This window comes from Sphingomonas pruni NBRC 15498 (assembly GCF_001598455.1).
GTDB classification, from domain to species: Bacteria; Pseudomonadota; Alphaproteobacteria; order Sphingomonadales; family Sphingomonadaceae; genus Sphingomonas; species Sphingomonas pruni.
The window spans coordinates 47043-63093 of record NZ_BCYZ01000020.1 but is presented as its reverse complement, the minus strand read 5'-3'; the positions used below and the strand labels follow the sequence as shown (position 1 = coordinate 63093).

The window sequence follows — 16051 nt, the reverse complement described above, 5'->3', positions numbered from 1 at the left end:
TTTCCGCCACCGTTGCCGTTTCCGCCGTTACCGTTTCCGCCACCGTTGCCGTTCCCGCCGCCGTTGCCGCCGCCCTTGCCATCACCATTTTCTTTGCCGCTGCCGGAGCCGTTGCCGTCACGCGGGTTACCGGTAGTGTCGCCGTCGTTTCCGCGCGCGAGCGCGATGGTGGCGACCGCGGCAACGGATACGGGGGAGCCGTTGCCGACCAGGCCGCCGGTAGTGGACGACAGGTCGATCGGTTTGGCCTCCACCGGCTGCAATATCACGCTGTTGGACACGTCACTCCAGGCGAAGTCGTCCGATTTGTCGGCGTGTGCATCGGCGCTTTCCGGAGTCTTCACGCCGGTGGCATCGCCGACCTTCGGATCCGGCGCCGCGGCGCCGCGCGCCGGGGAATCGATCACCCGATTCTGGTCGCCCTGGATCGACAGGCGATAGCGGTCGCCCGAACTGACCATGGCGATCATCCCGGGACGGACGAGATAGTTCGCGCCGCCATCGACCGTGGCCACACCCACGGCGCCATCGAGGACCTGGAGCGACGTTCCCGCATCGCCCACCGTAACCGAAAACGTCGTGCCCTTTACGACCGCGGCGAGATACGGCGTCTGGACACCGAAATGCGGCTTGTCGGTGTGCTTGACCTTGAACAGGCCGGTACCCCATTCGAGGAACACCTGCATCAACGACGCCGCTTTCGCTTCGGGCAGGCGTACGCGACTCGATGGGGATACGGTCACGAAATCGTCGCCGCGAACCAGGACTGCGCGGGACGCAGTGCCCGTAAGGAGCGTCGTTCCCGGCGCGACACTCGCGCCGCGACCAAGCGGGTGCTCGCCGGACGCATCACGCAGGACCACGCGTCCGCTCGCCTCGCTCACCGTCCAGCCGCTGTTCTGGGCGAACGCCGGTTCCGCCGCAAACAGCAGCGACGCTCCGAGCGCGGCTTTCAGAAAAATATTCATGCGAATCCCCAATCTGGCCGAAAGCATTAACGACCGGGGCTGAAACAGTGATTAGCACCTTAGGTTAAAGAGGGGAGAAGATTTGATCTTTTCGTAAGGACTTCAAGCTAGTTCCTGTCGCTTACGGAGGCTGGCGTGCGACATCGAACTGGGTTTTTCATATTAACCTACATCAATATTGCGACGCTACCGCAGGCATATGCGCAGTCGGCACTCGACCGCGCGACTCCGCCCGCGCGCGGCCCAGAGGTGGCGGCCCCCGACCTTCCGCAGTCTCGGCCGGCAATTGCGGTCGACAACATACCGGCCGAAACCGCGCCGGCAGATGCGCCCGCCATCACCGTCGGAGCGATTTCGCTCAATGGGCTGACGGTGCTCAGCCTGGACCAGTTCACGGATCTTCTCGGCGAGTATGTCGGCCGGTCGCTCGCCCCGGCCGATCTGGCGGCGCTCACCAATCGCGTTGCGCAACGCGCGCGCGATCGCGGCTATGTCTTCGCCACGGCCCGCATCTCGCCACAGAAACTCGCGGCCGGCATTCTGGTGGTGGAGGTCGACGAGGGTAGGATCGATCGCGTCGAGGTCCAGGGCAGTAATAACAAGGCGGTGCGGGCAGCGCTCGAGCCGCTCGCTAACGGCCGGCCGGTGTCGCTCGACGACCTCGAGCGGCGCCTGCTCATCGCCGGGGACATCGACGGTATCCGGATCAAGGGCACACGCTATGCGCGGAACGGGGAACAGCGCGTCCTGATCGTCACCGTCGCGCAAGACAGCGCAAGCGCGCGTATAGCGATCCGCAATGATGGAACGCGGCCCATCGGTCCCGTCCAGATCCATGTCGAGGGTATGATCTCGCAGCTGCTGGCGTCCGACGATTCGCTGACGATCGGATATTCGACCGCGGTGCCGCAAAGCCGTGAACTCCAATATGCGCGGCTGCGCTATGAGAAGCGGCTCAACGCTTCGGGGACGGAAGTGGCGCTGGCGTCCACCTTATCGGCCGTGCGTCCGGGCTCATACCTGTCGGGCTATGAAATCCTCGGTCGCAACTGGTCGCAGTCGATCGCCATTCTTCAGCCGCTGCTTCGCCGTCGGCGCGCCAGCCTTTGGCTCAATGCCTCGGCCGAGATCGACGACCTTACGCAGCGGCGTGGCGGCCGGCTCGTCCGCCACGACCGCGAAACCGTGCTTCGCCTGGGCATTTACGGCTATGAGAATTTTCTCGGCGGCCGATTGCGTGCAAGCGCGGTGCTGTCGCAGGGAGTGGACCTGTTCGCCGCGACCGGTCCCCAGGACCCGCTGGCGTCACGATACGATGCCGACGGCACCTTCACCGCGGCCAATTTCTGGCTCGAATGGACGCGCGCGCTAGGCTCAGGCTTCAGCGTTCGATTGGCGGGCGACAGCCAACTCGCCTCGCAGCCGCTCCTCATTTCCGAAGAAGCGGGATTGGGCGGCGGTGCGTTCCTGCGCGGCTATGACTGGAACGAGCGATCGGGCGACCAGGCAGCGATGGGATCCGCGGAGTTGCGCTACGACGTGAGGCGGCCATTCGGCGTCGCCGACCGCGCTCAATTGTATGCGTTCGGGGACGGTGGCGTGGTCAGCAACCTTTCGAACGGCTTCGGTAGTGGGTCACTGGCTTCCGCCGGTGGTGGCGTGCGCGTCGATTTCTCGCGCGCGGTGGGCGCGACGGCCGAAGTCGCCGTTCCGCTTACCGGACCGCGCTACGACACCGGCAACCGGCAGCCACGCTTCAATTTCGGCCTGTCGACCAGTTTCTAGACCACATATTTCAAGATCGGCAGGTCAGATCGGCGACGTAGTCGCGGAATGGACGGCTGTGGGGCGCATTGCCCGTGAGCGGATTTGAGCCACATCTACTTCACTGCCCTTTGTCGCCGGGTCGGGCTTGCCGCAGAAATCGTGTTCCAGGGCGCAAATCGCAATGCAACCGCGTTACTGCGGGAACAGTTCGACATGGGTTTCCGCGGTGCGCCCATAATAGACGACGCGGCGGCCGACGAAGGAAACCAGATAACCGGCACAGCCTGCCGCCTTCACCTTCTCGCAAAAGGCGCCGTAGCTATACTCACGGTCGTTAGCCTGCGCCCAGCGAACGAGCGCTTCCACCTTGGCGCTGTCGAACGGTTCCGAGACCAGCCCGGGAATCTGCGGCGTGGCCAGTTCCACAGTATCGCCGTCCGGCAGATAGTAGGTCTGCGCATCACGCCGATAGTCGACCGAATACCCCTCGAAGCCCGCGCCCATAAGTCTGACGATAATATCGGGAAAACTCAGGCTCCCGTCATACGCCGCGTCGAGGCAAGTTCGGGCGATGGCAATCCGTTCCGCGTCCACGCACAGTTCCATTGTTCAATAGCCTGGTGAAAGCTTGGGGTCAGTCGATCGGAACGGCCGACAACCCGTGTCTGTCGATCAATGCAGCCAGCAAATGCCGCAATCCATCTCGCTCCTCGCCGGTCAGGACGGCGAAGAACGCCGCATCGTTCCCGTCCGCCAAGGCGGCAAGCAGCGGCACTTTCGCCAAACCAACAGCCGACAAGGACAGCCGATGCCCGCGCTTGTCATCAGGATTGCCAGTACGTTCGAGCAGGCCTTTTTCCAGTAGCCGTTCGGCAAGCTTGCTGATTGCTCCTTTGGTCAGCCCCATTTTCCGCGCGAGAGCCGAAGGTGCGGCAGGATCGCTATCGTAGAGCGAGCGCAGCAGCGCCCACTCAGCCACAGTCACGCCCTCACTCGCGACTTTACGCGCGAACTCTTGAGACACCGCATTCGACACCATGCGCAGGAGGTAGCCCATATGGGCAGTAAGGTCAGAAACCGCGTGCATCACGACTCCAATGTTGACTAGGAAACTATAGGTTTAGGTTTCCTAGTCAACTAAAATTTCATTTTGGCGCCGTCCGATGTGTCAGACGTTAGGTCAACTCTTCAGAAGATCGCAGCGACAGCTGGGCGACCCTCCTGGCGATCCGTGAGCGAGCCAAGTCAATCTCGCCGAAAGCCTGTTCCCATAACCATGCGGCAACTCGCTCCACTCACCCAAAAAAGGGCGGCGGAGGCAGCCGAAACTGCTTCCACCGCCCAGGGGAGGAAACGGGTTGCGCGGTTACATCTTGATGCGGAAACCGGCGTAGAAGCGGCGGCCGATCGGATCGTAGATCGTCGACGGGTTGAAGTTGCCGACATTGCCGTAGAGCGGCGGCATCTTCACATCGAAGGCGTTCTTCGCGCCGAGGTAGAATTCCCAGTTCTTCTTCACGTCGAAGCGAACCTGCACGTCGGTGTAGACCCGCGCGCCGAGCGTGAACAAGCTCTTGGGCGGCAAGGAACCATCGGCCAGCACATAGGTCGTCTGGAAGTTCTCATAGTCCAGCATCTGCTTGCCGATATACTGATTTGTGACCGTGATACCGAACATGTCGTTCGACCAGTCGAGCGTCAGGACGGCCTTGTCTCGCGGATTGCCGAACTCGCCCATCGTATTGTCGTATTTGTCGCCCTGGAGCGGAACGACGCCGTTCTTGAGCAGATGGGTCCAGCTGCCCTCGAACGTGGCGGTACCGCCGAGCACTGCCTGCCGATAGTTCAGCGTGAAGTCGAGGCCGCGCGTGAACGCGCCGCCGCTGTTCACCAGGGTCGTGAAGATCTGCTGGACCGACCCGATGCTGAACGCGCCCGACGGCTGGTCGCGCCGGGTGATGAACTGGCAGAAGTCGGAAATGCCCTGCACGTAGCATTTGTTGAGGATGGTCGTCGTCGACAGACGGCTGATCGCGCCCTGCAGCTGGATATCGAAATAATCAGCCGTGAAAGTCAGGTTGCGCAGGGCATTGATCGACCGCGGATTGATCACGACACCCGCGGTGAAGGTCTTGCCGGTTTCCTGCTTGATGTTCGGATTGCTGCCCGACACGCTGCCGACGCCGCTCTGGTCCGACGGCGTCAGCGTGAACTTGCCGTTGGCGTTGATGTTCGCGACGACGGACGGGACCGCAAGGCAGTTGGCCGCCGTCGTACCCGTTGAGGTCAGGGTAATGCCCTGGCACGGATCGGTGATCGAGGTGATACCCGATGACGCCGCCGAGAACAGCTCGCCGATATTCGGCGCGCGAACGGCGTGCGCATAGACCGCGCGGAAGCGGATATCAGAGGTCGGCGCCCATTCGCCGCCGACATTCCACGCCGAGAAGCTGCCGACGGTCGAATAGTCCGACAGGCGATAGGCGCCGCGCAAGGTCAAGGCCTTGAAGAACGGCAAGTCCGCCAGGATCGGCGCGACAACTTCGCCATAGGCTTCCTTGACGTTGAACGAACCCGACGTGTTCAATTCCTGGACGTAACCGTTCTTCGCCTGGTTGCTCAGCGGATCGAAGATGTCGCGGCTGGATTCGGTGCGATATTCGGCACCGACCGAAATCTGGAGCGGACCGTATGGCAGCTTGAACAGATTGCCGCCCAGGTTGAGCGATGCGACCTGCATCTCCTGCTTGGAGTCGCGCACCAGATTGGTCTGGAGGTATTTCGCCGCGGCCGCCGAAATCTTCGAGGAGCCATCCGGGTTGAGACCATAAATGTCGACCGGCACACACCCCGCCGCACGGGCATTGGCATCGACGCACACCGCTTCGGTGGTGTTGCCGTTCTTATTATAGTCGAAGATGTCCGGCATGACCTGGAGCGCGTTGGCGAGGTTGTAGAGGTTCGCCAGCCCGGTCATTTCCTGGTGCTGCTTGGTGTAGCTATACTGGTAATAGCCATCGAGGCTCCAGCTGCCGCCAATGTCCCAGGATCCGCCGGCGGCGATCCGGAAATTGTCGCGCTCGGTCGGCGTCTTGCGGGAGCCGAAGGCGGTCGTGCGGATCAGCATGCTCAGGTCTTTCGACCCGATCGCGTCGTTGTTCGAACGGTTGGTAGCGGCATTGAAGACGGCCGTCGGGACCAGCGGGTTGTTGACGATCACCGTCGCGCCGGTGTTCGGATCGGTCACCGCATATTGGATCGGATAGAAGCCGCCAGTCCCCGGGAACGCGCCCAACGCACTATCGGTCCGCATCGGCGATGCTTCGCGCTCGCCATTGGTGCGCACGTTCACATAGGTCGTTTCGAGGAAGACGTTGACCTTGTCGGTCACGTCGAAATTGGTGCGCTGAGCGAAGGTCAGGCGCTTCGTCGGCGGCGCGATCTGGCCGTATTGCGCAGCATTGAAGCCGTCGGTCGCTGCGTTGTAGCTATGGAACGAACCGTCCGGGCTGATGATCTGGTTCGACTTGCTGCCGATCACGAAGGCGCCGCCCGGGCCGACGCTCGACGGCACATAAGCGCGCTTGAAGATATCCTGCGCCGCCTTGAGATTGAGGTCGGACTTGCCGGCGACGCGTTCAGTCGTACCCAGGCTCAGGGCCGAAAGGCGGCTGAAATCGCGATCGGCGGCAAACACGGCGCTGGCCTGATTCCAGCCGACATAAGCCATGACATTGCCGCGGCCGCCGGCGAAATTGGACCCGAACGTGACGTTGGCGTCGAGTTCGTGGTCGTCGCCCTTTTCGGAGATGCCGTCCTGGACGTTGAGCTGAATGCCCTCGAACTTCTTCTTGTAGATGAAGTTCACCACGCCCGCGATCGCGTCCGATCCATAGACCGCCGACGCGCCGCCGGTCAGCACATCGACGCGATCGACGAAGGACGGCGGGATCATCGACACGTCGACCTGCGCGGTGCCGGGAACGCCCGCCACCGTGCGGCGTCCGTCGATCAGCACTAGCGTGCGATCGGGGCCGAGATTGCGAAGGTTGATGGTCGCAAGGCCGGGATCGGTGTCGTTGCCGGTCGTGTTACGGCTCTTGCCCGGAATGCCGACTGCGGGATTGATCTGCAGGATGTCCTGGACGTTGGTCGTGCCCTGCTTGCGCAAGTCTTCGCTGGTGATGACCTGAAGCGGCGACGGCGAGGTCAAGGTCGGGCTCTTGATGCGGCTGCCAGTGACGACGATCTCGCCCTGCGGCGCTGCGGCCGTATCCTGGGGAACGTCCGCAGTCGGGGCCGGCGCGGGGGTCTCCTGCGCGAAGGCCGGGACCGCGATCATCGTCATCAGGCTCGCACCAGCAAGCAATGCGGCATGCGCGGCACGCCGTTCGAGTCCCGGTTTCTTCAGATATACCTTCATTGTCCCACTCCCTTTTGGTCCGTGTTCTTCGCAATCACACCAGCTTCCCGGATCTCCGCCCGGCGTTACGTCTCGCTCGATCCGGCCGAGCGCACCGCGCCGGCCACCGCCTCACGCCAGCGAGCAAGCAGCTTTTCGCGCTGCTCCGCCGGCATCACGGGATCGAAAAATTCCTTTTGCTCCTGGTTACTTGCCGGCAGCGTCACGACGGTCCCGTCCGCCGCCAGCCGCGCCACGCCGAGCGCGCTCGCTTCGGGAATGGCGGATCTGACGATGCGCCGGCCCGTCACATCTGCGAGCATTTGCATCAACAACGCGTTGCGCGCGGCGCCGCCGTCGATCGACAATTCGGCTACCGGGGCGCCGAGATCGGCATCGAGCGCCGCCACGACATCGCCGATCTGGAGCGCGATCGCTTCCAACGTCGCGCGGGCGATATGCGCCGGTTGCGTCGCCAACGAGAGACCGGTGATCGTGCCGCGGGCATCGCTGCACCAATGCGGTGCGCCGAGGCCGGCCAGCGCAGGCACGAACACGACGCCGCCGCTATCCTCCACACTCCCAGCCAGCGCCGTCAGTGCCGCCTCGTCGGGCAGTCCCAACATGGTGGTAGCGAAAGCGGCGGCGTGGCCCGAGACCAGGATATTGCCCTCGAGCGCATATTGAACGCGGTCGCTGCGACTCCACGCGATCGTGCTCGACAGGCCATGTGCCGAGTGCAACCGCTCCCGGGTCGCCGCCATCAGCGAACTGCCGGTACCGATCGTCACCTTGACCCGTTGCGTTCCGTCGGCGCTGTGCTCGAACAAGGCAGCGTGGCTGTCGCCCATCACCGCCAGGATCGGCGTGCCGTCGGCGAGCGCGGTCAGTCCGGGAGCGACGGCGCCGAACCGGCTGTCGGACGGCATCACCCTGGGCAGCAAGCCGAGCGGAACGTCGAACAGGCGGGCCAGTTCGGCATCCCATTCGAGCGTGTCGATGTTGAAGAGTTGCGTGCGCGAGGCGTTGCCGTAATCGGTCGCGTGCACCGCGCCGCCGGTCAGGTTCCACAACAGCCAGCTGTCGACCGTGCCGCACCGGAGTTCACCGCGCTCCGCCCGCTCCCGCGCATTGGGGATCGTGTCGAGCAGCCAGGCGATCTTGGCGGCGGGGAACAAGGGATCGATCCCAAGCCCGCTGCGCGCGACGATCTCCGCTTCATGCCCAGCAGCGCGCAAGGCGGCGCAGCGATCGGCCGAACGCCGGCATTGCCAGATGACCGCCGGACCGATGGGGCGGCCGGTCTCGGCGTCCCACAGCACGATCGTCTCGCGCTGGTTGGAGATCGCGACGCCGGCAATGGTCGAAGGGTCGACCGCGGCGGCCAGTTCCGCGATCAGCGCGGCGACGCCTGCCCAGATGTCCGAGGCCGATTGCTCGGCCCAGCCCGATTGCGGATAATCGACGCGCATCGCCCGCGACCGCGACAGGCGCACCGAACCGTCAGGCGCGACAAGCAGCGCCTTGGTGTTGGTCGTGCCCTGGTCGATCGCGAGGATGAGCCGATCGTCCATCAGCTTTTCCCGGCGACCAGTTCTTGCGCGGCCGCGGCGATGCCGGCGGCGTTGAGCCCGGCATGGTCCATCAGCCAGCTCGCCGATCCGGTCGGCGCGAAACCCTGAAAGCCGAGCATCCGCATCGGCACCGGCTTATGCTGCGCACAATATTCGGCGACCGCGCCGCCCAGTCCGCCGCGCGCCAGCCCCTCTTCCGCGGTGACGATCGCGCCGGTCGCGGCGGCAGCGGCAACGGCATCGGTATCGAGCGGCGAGATGGTCGCCATGTTGATCACGCGTGCGGCGATGCCCTGCCCCGCCAGCGCGTTGGCCGCATCGATCGCGCGATGGACCAAGGTGCCGCTGGCGATGATCGCGACGTCGCCGCCGTCGCGCAGCATTTCCGCCTTGCCGATAGCGAACGACGCGCCCTCCGGCCGCTCGATCGCCGGCACCGGCATGCGGCTGATACGGATGAAGACCGGACCGTCATGCGCGGCCGCGGCCTTGACCGCTTCGGCCGTTTCCCACGGATCGGACGGCACGATCACCGTCAGCTTATCGATCGCGCGCAACCACGCGACATCCTCGATACTGTGATGCGTCGCGCCGAGCTCACCATAAGCGACGCCGCTCGAAATGCCGCACAGCTTCACATTCGCCTGGCTATAGGCGCAGTCGACCTTGATCTGCTCCATCGCGCGCGCGGTCAGGAAGCAGGCAGCGCCACTGACGAACGGCACCTTGCCGCCATTGGCGAGGCCGGCGCCGACACCGACCATATTCTGTTCGGCGATGCCGACATTGACCAGCCGCGTCGGAAAGCGCTCGCGGAACTTGCCGAGCTTGGACGATCCGACCGAATCGTTGCACACGGCGACGATACGGTCGTCGGCCGCAGCAAGCTCCTCCAGCGCCGCAACATAAGCGTCGCGGCAGTCGAACATGCCGGGAAGGTTGGCCGGGGCGTTCACGCGCTCTTCTCCGCTTCGAGTTCGGCGATCGCCTGGGCAAGCTGGTCCGCATTGGGGACGCCATGATGCCAGCCGGCCTGGTCGCGCATGTAGCTGACGCCGTTGCCCTTGAACGTATTGGCAATCAGCACGCGCGGCGTGTCGCGCGGCTGCGCGGCGTCGTCGAACGCCTTGAGCAAAGCGCCGACGTCATGCCCGTCGATCTCTACCACGTCCCAGCCGAACGCGCGCCATTTGTCGGCGAGCGGCTCGAGCGCGTTGGTGTCTTCGGTGCGCGCGCCCTGTTGCAGGCGGTTGCGGTCGACGATCACGGTGAGGTTGCCGAGCTTGCGGTGGCCGGCGAACATCGCCGCTTCCCACATGCTGCCTTCCTGCAACTCGCCGTCGCCGGTCAGCACGAACACGCGATAGCCGGCGCCGTCGATCTGCCCCGCCACCGCGACGCCGACGCCGACCGGAAAACCATGGCCCAACGGCCCGGTATTGGTCTCCACCCCCGGCAGATAGACGCGATTGGGATGGCCGTTGAGCCGCGATTCGGGCTTGAGATAGGTGTCGAGCTCGGCCTCTGGGAAGAAGCCCGCCCCCGCCAGCGCAGTATAGAGCGCACCGGTGCAATGCCCCTTGGACAGGATGAAGCGGTCACGATCGGGCGCGTTCGGATTGGCGCTGTCGATGCGCAGAATATCGAAATAGAGGGACGCGACGATGTCGCTGGCCGAAAGGTCACCGCCGGGATGGCCCTGGCCGGCATCGACGATCATCTTGAGCAGCCGCTGACGCATCCAATTGGCGCGCGCACGGACGTGCGCGGCGCGCTCTTCCAGCGTATGAGCGTTCGCATCGGAAGACCGAAGCGCCTGATGATCCATTGATTAACCTCTCCTGCGAAGGGCTATAAGTGTGATTATATCCGAACACAAGCCATTTGCTTACGTTTGCTTTCGCTTTTACCGCCAAAAGACGAGGAGATTGACAAAAAGCGAAAACTCGACCTATCGAACTCGAAACTGGAAGCGAGCCAGCAGAAGACCATGGAGAGCCATGCCGATAAGGTCGCGTCGGGTGTCGAGCCCGGCGACAACAAGGAAGACCGGCCAGTGAGCGGGGGCTCGCGGTCGCGGCTGCTCGGCGAGGCGCGGCGCGCCCGGATTCTCGACTGGCTGCAGGAGGAAGGAAGCGCGCGCGTGCGCACCCTGGCCGAAGCATTCGAGGTGTCCGAGGTGACGATGCGCCAGGATCTCGAGAAGCTCGAGGCCGACGGATATATCGTGCGCGAACATGGCGGCGCCTTCCTCAAGTCGGTGACGCAGCAGGTGCGCTCGATGGCGCTCCAGCATCTCGACAATATGGACGCCAAACGCCGCATCGGCCGCGCCGCCGCGGCGCTGGCGAACGATGGCGAGACGATCATCCTCGATTCCGGATCGACCACGACCGAGGTGGCGGCGCAGTTGATCGGCAAGCGCGACATGACGGTGATCACCAACGCGCTCAACATCGCGCTGATGCTGGGCGCCGAGCCGGGATTCGAGGTCCATATGACCGGCGGCCATTTCAAGGCCCCTACCCTGTCGCTCTCGGGCGAGCGGTCGGCCGACTATTTCCGCGGCCTGTTCGTCCAGAAACTCTTCCTGGCGACCGCCGCCCTCGATCTCGAGGCAGGCCTGACCTATCCGGCGATGTCCGACATCGCGGTGAAGCGCGCGATGATCGACGCCGCGCAGACCGTCATCCTCGTCGCCGATTCGAGCAAGATCGGGCAGCGTTCGTTCACGGCGCTGGGCGGACTGGAACTGGTTCGCACGCTGGTGACCGACGACGCGATCCGCGACGAGGATCGCGCGGCAATCGAAGGCATTGGTGTGGAAGTGATCGTCGCATGAACTTTCGGGCGAGTGGTATTCGTAAGTTTTCGTAACAATTGGGTGAGGATCTGACGTGAGCAAGCAACGGTACGGCGCCGGCATCTGGCATTTCGCGACCTATGTCGACCGTTACGCGACCGACGGCTACGGGCCGCCACGCTCGCTGATCGAGATGATCGATCTCGCCGGCCAGGTCGACGATCTCTCGGTGGTCGACATCAACTACCCTTTTCCCGGCGGCGAAACGTCGTTCGACAAGGTCGAGGAAGCGCTCAAGCGCAATAACCTGTCGGTGATCGGCATCACCCCGGAAATCTACACGCGCCAATTCGCCAAGGGCGCCTTCACCAATCCCGATCCAGGCATACGCAAGCTGGCCAATGAGATGGTCAACGACGCCGCCAATGTCGTCCGCCGGTTTGGCGCCGATTACGTCAAGCTCTGGCCCGGCCAGGACGGCTGGGACTATCCGTTCCAGGTCGACCACAAGGCGCTGTGGCGGCACAGTATCGACGGCATCGGCGAACTCGCGTCGCAGAATCCCGACCTCAAGTTCGTTATCGAATACAAACCGCGCGAGCCGCGCGTGCACATGAGCTATGACAGCGTGGCGCGCACGCTGCTCGGGATCGAGAAGATGGGCGTGCCCAATGTCGGCATCCTGCTCGATTTCGGCCATTCGCTTTACGGCGGCGAGTCGCCGGCCGATGCGGCGCAACTTGCGATCGATCATGGCCGGCTGTTCGGCATGGACGTGAACGACAATTTCCGCAGCTGGGACGACGATCTGATCGCCGGGTCGGTCCACCCGATCGAGCTGTTCGAATTCTTCTACACGCTGCGCAAGAACAAATGGGAAGGCGTGTGGCAGCTCGACCAATTCCCCTTCCGTGAGGATTGCGTCGCCGTCGCCAATACGGCGATCGACTTCCTCAAGGTCGTCGAACGCGCCCTCGACAAGCTCGATTTCGCGGCGATGCAGAAGGCACAGGAAGAGCATGACGCTGTGACAGCGCTCAAGCTTGCGCGCGAGGCGCTGTTCACTTCTTATTGAGGGGGTGACGGCGCGGCGCATCGCCGCTAGGGAAATAATATGATTATTTCATCGGCCACCGATTTTCGAGAGGCGGCGCGGCGACGCTTGCCGCGCTTCCTGTTCGATTATGCCGATGGCGGCGCCTATGCCGAGGTGACGTTACGCCGCAACGTCGTTGATCTGGCCGGCATCGCGCTGCGCCAGCGCGTGCTCAAGGACGTCGCGACGATTGATCTGACCACCAGCCTGTTCGGGCGACAGCTCGGCCTGCCGGTCGCCTTGGGGCCGGTCGGGATCAGCGGCATGTATGCCCGGCGCGGCGAGATCCAGGCAGCGCGTGCCGCCCGTTCCGCGGGCATCCCGGCGTGTCTCTCGACCGTGTCGATCTGCTCGATCGAAGAAGTCGCGCGGGTCGCCGATCCATTCTGGTTCCAGCTCTACGTCATCCGCGACCGCGCCTTCATGAAGGACCTGATCGCGCGGGCAAAGGCAGCCGGCGCGAGCGCAATGGTGTTCACCGTCGACATGCCGGTGCCTGGCGCACGCTATCGCGATGCGCATTCGGGCATGTCGGGACCCAACGCACCGCTGCGCCGCGTACTGCAGGCGATGGGCAAGCCGGCCTGGTCATGGGACGTGGGCTTGCGCGGCCGGCCGCATACGCTCGGCAACCTGCTGCCGGTGCTGGGCAAGGATAGCGGGCTCAACGACTATATGGGCTGGCTCGGTGCCAATTTCGATCCGTCGATCCAGTGGCGCGACCTCGACTGGATCCGCGCCGAATGGGACGGACCGCTGATCATCAAGGGCATCCTCGACCCTGAGGATGCGCGCGAAGCGGCGGCGATCGGCGCCAATGGCATCGTCGTCTCCAATCATGGCGGACGCCAGCTCGACGGCGTGCTGTCGAGCGCACGCGCGCTTCCCGCGATCGCCGATGCGGTGGGCGACGCGCTGACCGTTCTGGCCGATGGCGGCGTGCGCAACGGGCTCGACGTCGTGCGGATGCTGGCGCTGGGCGCGAAGGGCGTGCTGCTCGGGCGCGCCTGGGTCTACGCGCTGGCGGCGCAAGGCGAGGCCGGCGTCGCCAAATTGCTGGAACTGATCGCCAGGGAAATGACGGTCGCGATGACCCTGACCGGGGTCAACCGGATCGATGCGATCGACCGGTCTATCCTGGCCGAGCCGGTCAAATAACGAGGAAACAGATGAAGCTTCTCGAGGGAAAGACGGTGCTGGTCACCGGCGGATCGACCGGTATCGGCCGCGCCGCGGCGATCGGTGCTGCGCAGCATGGCGCGAACGTCGCGATCAACTACGTGTCGAGCGACGACAAGGCGCATTCCTGCATCGCCGAGATCGAGGCGCTCGGGCAGCGCGGGATCGCGATCAAGGGCGATGTCGCGCTTCCCGAGACCGCGACCGATTTCGTCGCCCGCGCGGTCGCCGAGTTCGGCCGCGTCGACGTGATGGTGTCGAACGCCGGCATCTGCCCGTTCCACGCCTTTCTCGACATGCCGGTCGAGACGGTCGAGCGTACGTTCCGCGTCAATCTGCACGGCGCCTATTTCATGGTCCAGGCCGCCGCCAACCAGATGGTGAAGCAGGGCGATGGCGGCGCGATCGTCGCGGTGTCGTCGATCTCCGCATTGGTCGGCGGCGAGTTTCAGACGCATTACACCCCGACCAAGGCAGGCGTGCATTCGCTGATGCAATCCGCCGCGATAGCGCTCGGCAAGCACGGTATTCGCTGCAATTCGGTGCTGCCCGGCACGATCCTGACCGAGATCAACAAGGACGACCTCGCCGACGAGGAAAAGCGCAAGTACATGGAAGCGCGCACGCCACTCGGCCGGCTCGGCATGCCCGAGGATCTGGCCGGTCCGATCGTCTTCCTGGCGTCGGACATGGCGGCTTATGTCACCGGCGCGGCGCTGCTCGTCGATGGTGGCATGTACGTGAACCTGCAATAAGATCGGCAGCGATGTCGATCAAAATGCCTGCCCCCGACGAAACGGTGCTCGCGCGCCGCGGGGAGATCGTTGCCGCAATGCGCGCGATCGTGCCGGGCGAAGGGGTGATCGATAAGGCAGACGAACTGCGTCCGTACGAATCCGACGCGCTGACCGCCTATCGCCAGCCGCCGATGGTCGTGGTGCTGCCCGAGACGACCGGGCAGGTCGCCGCGATCCTGCGCTGGTGCCACGCCAATCGCGTCAAGGTCGTGCCTCGCGGAGCGGGCACCTCCCTGTCGGGCGGCGCGCTGCCGCTGGCCGACGGCGTGCTGCTCGGCATGGCGCGGTTCAACCGCATCCTCGATGTGGATTATGCCGACCGCCTGGTGGTGGTGCAGCCGGGTGTCACCAACCTGGCGATCACCCGCGCGGTCGAGGATGACGGCTTCTATTACGCGCCCGATCCGTCGAGCCAGATCGCCTGCACGATCGGCGGCAATGTCGCCGAGAATTCCGGTGGCGTGCATTGCCTCAAATACGGCCTCACCACCAACAACGTGCTCGGCGTCGAGTTCGTCACGATCGAAGGCGAGGTGCTGCGGGTCGGCGGGCGCGGGTTGGAGCCGGCGGGACTCGATCTGCTCGGCGTGATCGTCGGGTCGGAAGGACTGCTTGGCGTGGTGACCGAAGTGACGGTGCGCATCCTGCCTCGCCCCGAAACGGCGCGTGCGTTGCTGATCGGCTTCCCCGAGGTCGAAGGCGCCGGACGCTGCGTCGCCGACGTCATCGCCGCGGGGATCATCCCGGCCGGGATGGAGATGATGGACAAGCCCGCGGTCCATGCCGCCGAGGCCTTCGTCCAGGTCGGCTATCCGCTCGACGTCGAGGCGCTGCTGATCGTCGAGCTCGATGGCCCTGCCGCCGAATGCAGCCATTTGCTCGAGGAGGTCGAGACGATCGCGCGTGCCAATGGCGCGGTGTCGATCCGCATTTCGACCGACGATGCCGAACGCGTCGCCTTCTGGGCAGGGCGCAAGGCCGCCTTTCCCGCCGCCGGGCGGCTGGCACCCGATTATCTCTGCATGGACGGCACGATCCCGCGCCGCCGCCTGCCCGACGTTTTGGCGCGGATGCGGGCCCTGTCCGAGCAATATGGCCTGGGCGTGATCAACGTCTTCCATGCCGGTGACGGCAATCTGCACCCGCTGATCCTCTATGACGCCAACAAGCCCGGCGAGCTCGAGCAAGCCGAGGCGTTCGGCGCCGACATCTTGAGATTGTGCGTCGAGGTTGGCGGCGTGCTGACGGGCGAGCATGGCGTTGGCGTCGAGAAGCGCGACCTGATGCCCGTGATGTTCTCCGAAATCGATCTCGCACAACAGCAGCGCGTCAAATGCGCGTTCGACCCCGAATTGCTGCTCAACCCCGGCAAGATGTTCCCCGAACTGCATCGCTGCGCCGAACTCGGCCGGATGCATGTCCATCGCGGCGCCCTGCCCTTCCCCGATCTGCCGCGCTTCTGACC

At 64.4% G+C, this 16051-nt stretch carries 13 protein-coding genes; 6 read left to right on the top strand and 7 right to left on the bottom strand.

What is annotated here, in order from left to right; all coding sequences use genetic code 11:
* A partial coding sequence (locus SPR01S_RS08240; protein WP_169803397.1) for a FecR domain-containing protein occupies window positions 1-968 on the bottom strand: 968 nt, incomplete at its 3' end.
* Between the two features lie 249 nt (window positions 969-1217).
* Here SPR01S_RS08240 and SPR01S_RS08235 point away from each other — a divergent pair.
* Entirely contained in the window at window positions 1218-2753 is a 1536-nt protein-coding gene (locus tag SPR01S_RS08235; RefSeq protein ID WP_066587769.1) for a ShlB/FhaC/HecB family hemolysin secretion/activation protein, read from the top strand.
* Window positions 2754-2927: 174 nt separating this feature from the next.
* Here SPR01S_RS08235 and SPR01S_RS08230 read toward each other — a convergent pair whose 3' ends face one another.
* From SPR01S_RS08230 to SPR01S_RS08205, 6 genes are all read right to left on the bottom strand, one after another.
* Window positions 2928-3329 carry a DUF1398 domain-containing protein gene (locus SPR01S_RS08230; protein WP_066587796.1) on the bottom strand — a complete coding sequence of 134 codons (402 nt, stop codon included), beginning with the start codon at window positions 3327-3329 and terminating at the stop codon, window positions 2928-2930.
* 40 nt (window positions 3330-3369) lie between these two features.
* Window positions 3370-3822 carry a MarR family winged helix-turn-helix transcriptional regulator gene (locus SPR01S_RS08225; protein ID WP_066587767.1) on the bottom strand — a complete coding sequence of 151 codons (453 nt, stop codon included), beginning with the start codon at window positions 3820-3822 and terminating at the stop codon, window positions 3370-3372.
* A 279-nt stretch (window positions 3823-4101) separates the two neighbouring features.
* Window positions 4102-7158 (bottom strand): TonB-dependent receptor domain-containing protein, encoded by a 3057-nt coding sequence (locus tag SPR01S_RS08220; protein WP_066587764.1) that lies wholly within the window; start codon window positions 7156-7158, stop codon window positions 4102-4104.
* A 65-nt stretch (window positions 7159-7223) separates the two neighbouring features.
* Window positions 7224-8711 carry an FGGY family carbohydrate kinase gene (locus SPR01S_RS08215; protein ID WP_066587762.1) on the bottom strand — a complete coding sequence of 496 codons (1488 nt, stop codon included), beginning with the start codon at window positions 8709-8711 and terminating at the stop codon, window positions 7224-7226.
* The gene (locus tag SPR01S_RS08210; protein WP_066587761.1) at window positions 8711-9667 is read right to left on the bottom strand and encodes a transketolase family protein; all 957 of its coding nucleotides are present in this window, start codon (window positions 9665-9667) and stop codon (window positions 8711-8713) included. Before SPR01S_RS08210 ends, SPR01S_RS08215 begins: the two co-directional genes overlap by 1 nt.
* Window positions 9664-10539: a transketolase gene (locus SPR01S_RS08205; protein ID WP_084251037.1), complete on the bottom strand. Its 876-nt coding sequence runs from the start codon at window positions 10537-10539 to the stop codon at window positions 9664-9666. The genes SPR01S_RS08210 and SPR01S_RS08205 overlap by 4 nt, the downstream gene beginning before the upstream one ends.
* Window positions 10540-10701: 162 nt before the next feature.
* Here SPR01S_RS08205 and SPR01S_RS08200 point away from each other — a divergent pair, with 162 nt between their 5' ends.
* Genes SPR01S_RS08200 through SPR01S_RS08180 form a run of 5 tightly spaced genes read left to right on the top strand, consistent with a single transcriptional unit; the run spans window position 10702 to window position 16049 of the window.
* Window positions 10702-11553 carry a DeoR/GlpR family DNA-binding transcription regulator gene (locus SPR01S_RS08200; RefSeq protein WP_174531881.1) on the top strand — a complete coding sequence of 284 codons (852 nt, stop codon included), beginning with the start codon at window positions 10702-10704 and terminating at the stop codon, window positions 11551-11553.
* A gap of 55 nt (window positions 11554-11608) precedes the next feature.
* Entirely contained in the window at window positions 11609-12589 is a 981-nt protein-coding gene (locus SPR01S_RS08195) for a sugar phosphate isomerase/epimerase family protein (RefSeq protein WP_066587757.1), read from the top strand.
* Between the two features lie 39 nt (window positions 12590-12628).
* The gene (gene lldD / locus SPR01S_RS08190) at window positions 12629-13768 is read left to right on the top strand and encodes an FMN-dependent L-lactate dehydrogenase LldD (protein ID WP_066587754.1); all 1140 of its coding nucleotides are present in this window, start codon (window positions 12629-12631) and stop codon (window positions 13766-13768) included.
* Between the two features lie 11 nt (window positions 13769-13779).
* Window positions 13780-14544, top strand: a complete 765-nt coding sequence (gene lra1 / locus SPR01S_RS08185; RefSeq protein WP_066587751.1) for an L-rhamnose 1-dehydrogenase Lra1 — start codon at window positions 13780-13782, stop codon at window positions 14542-14544.
* A gap of 11 nt (window positions 14545-14555) precedes the next feature.
* Entirely contained in the window at window positions 14556-16049 is a 1494-nt protein-coding gene (locus SPR01S_RS08180; protein ID WP_066587750.1) for an FAD-linked oxidase C-terminal domain-containing protein, read from the top strand.
* Window positions 16050-16051: the final 2 nt, after the last annotated feature.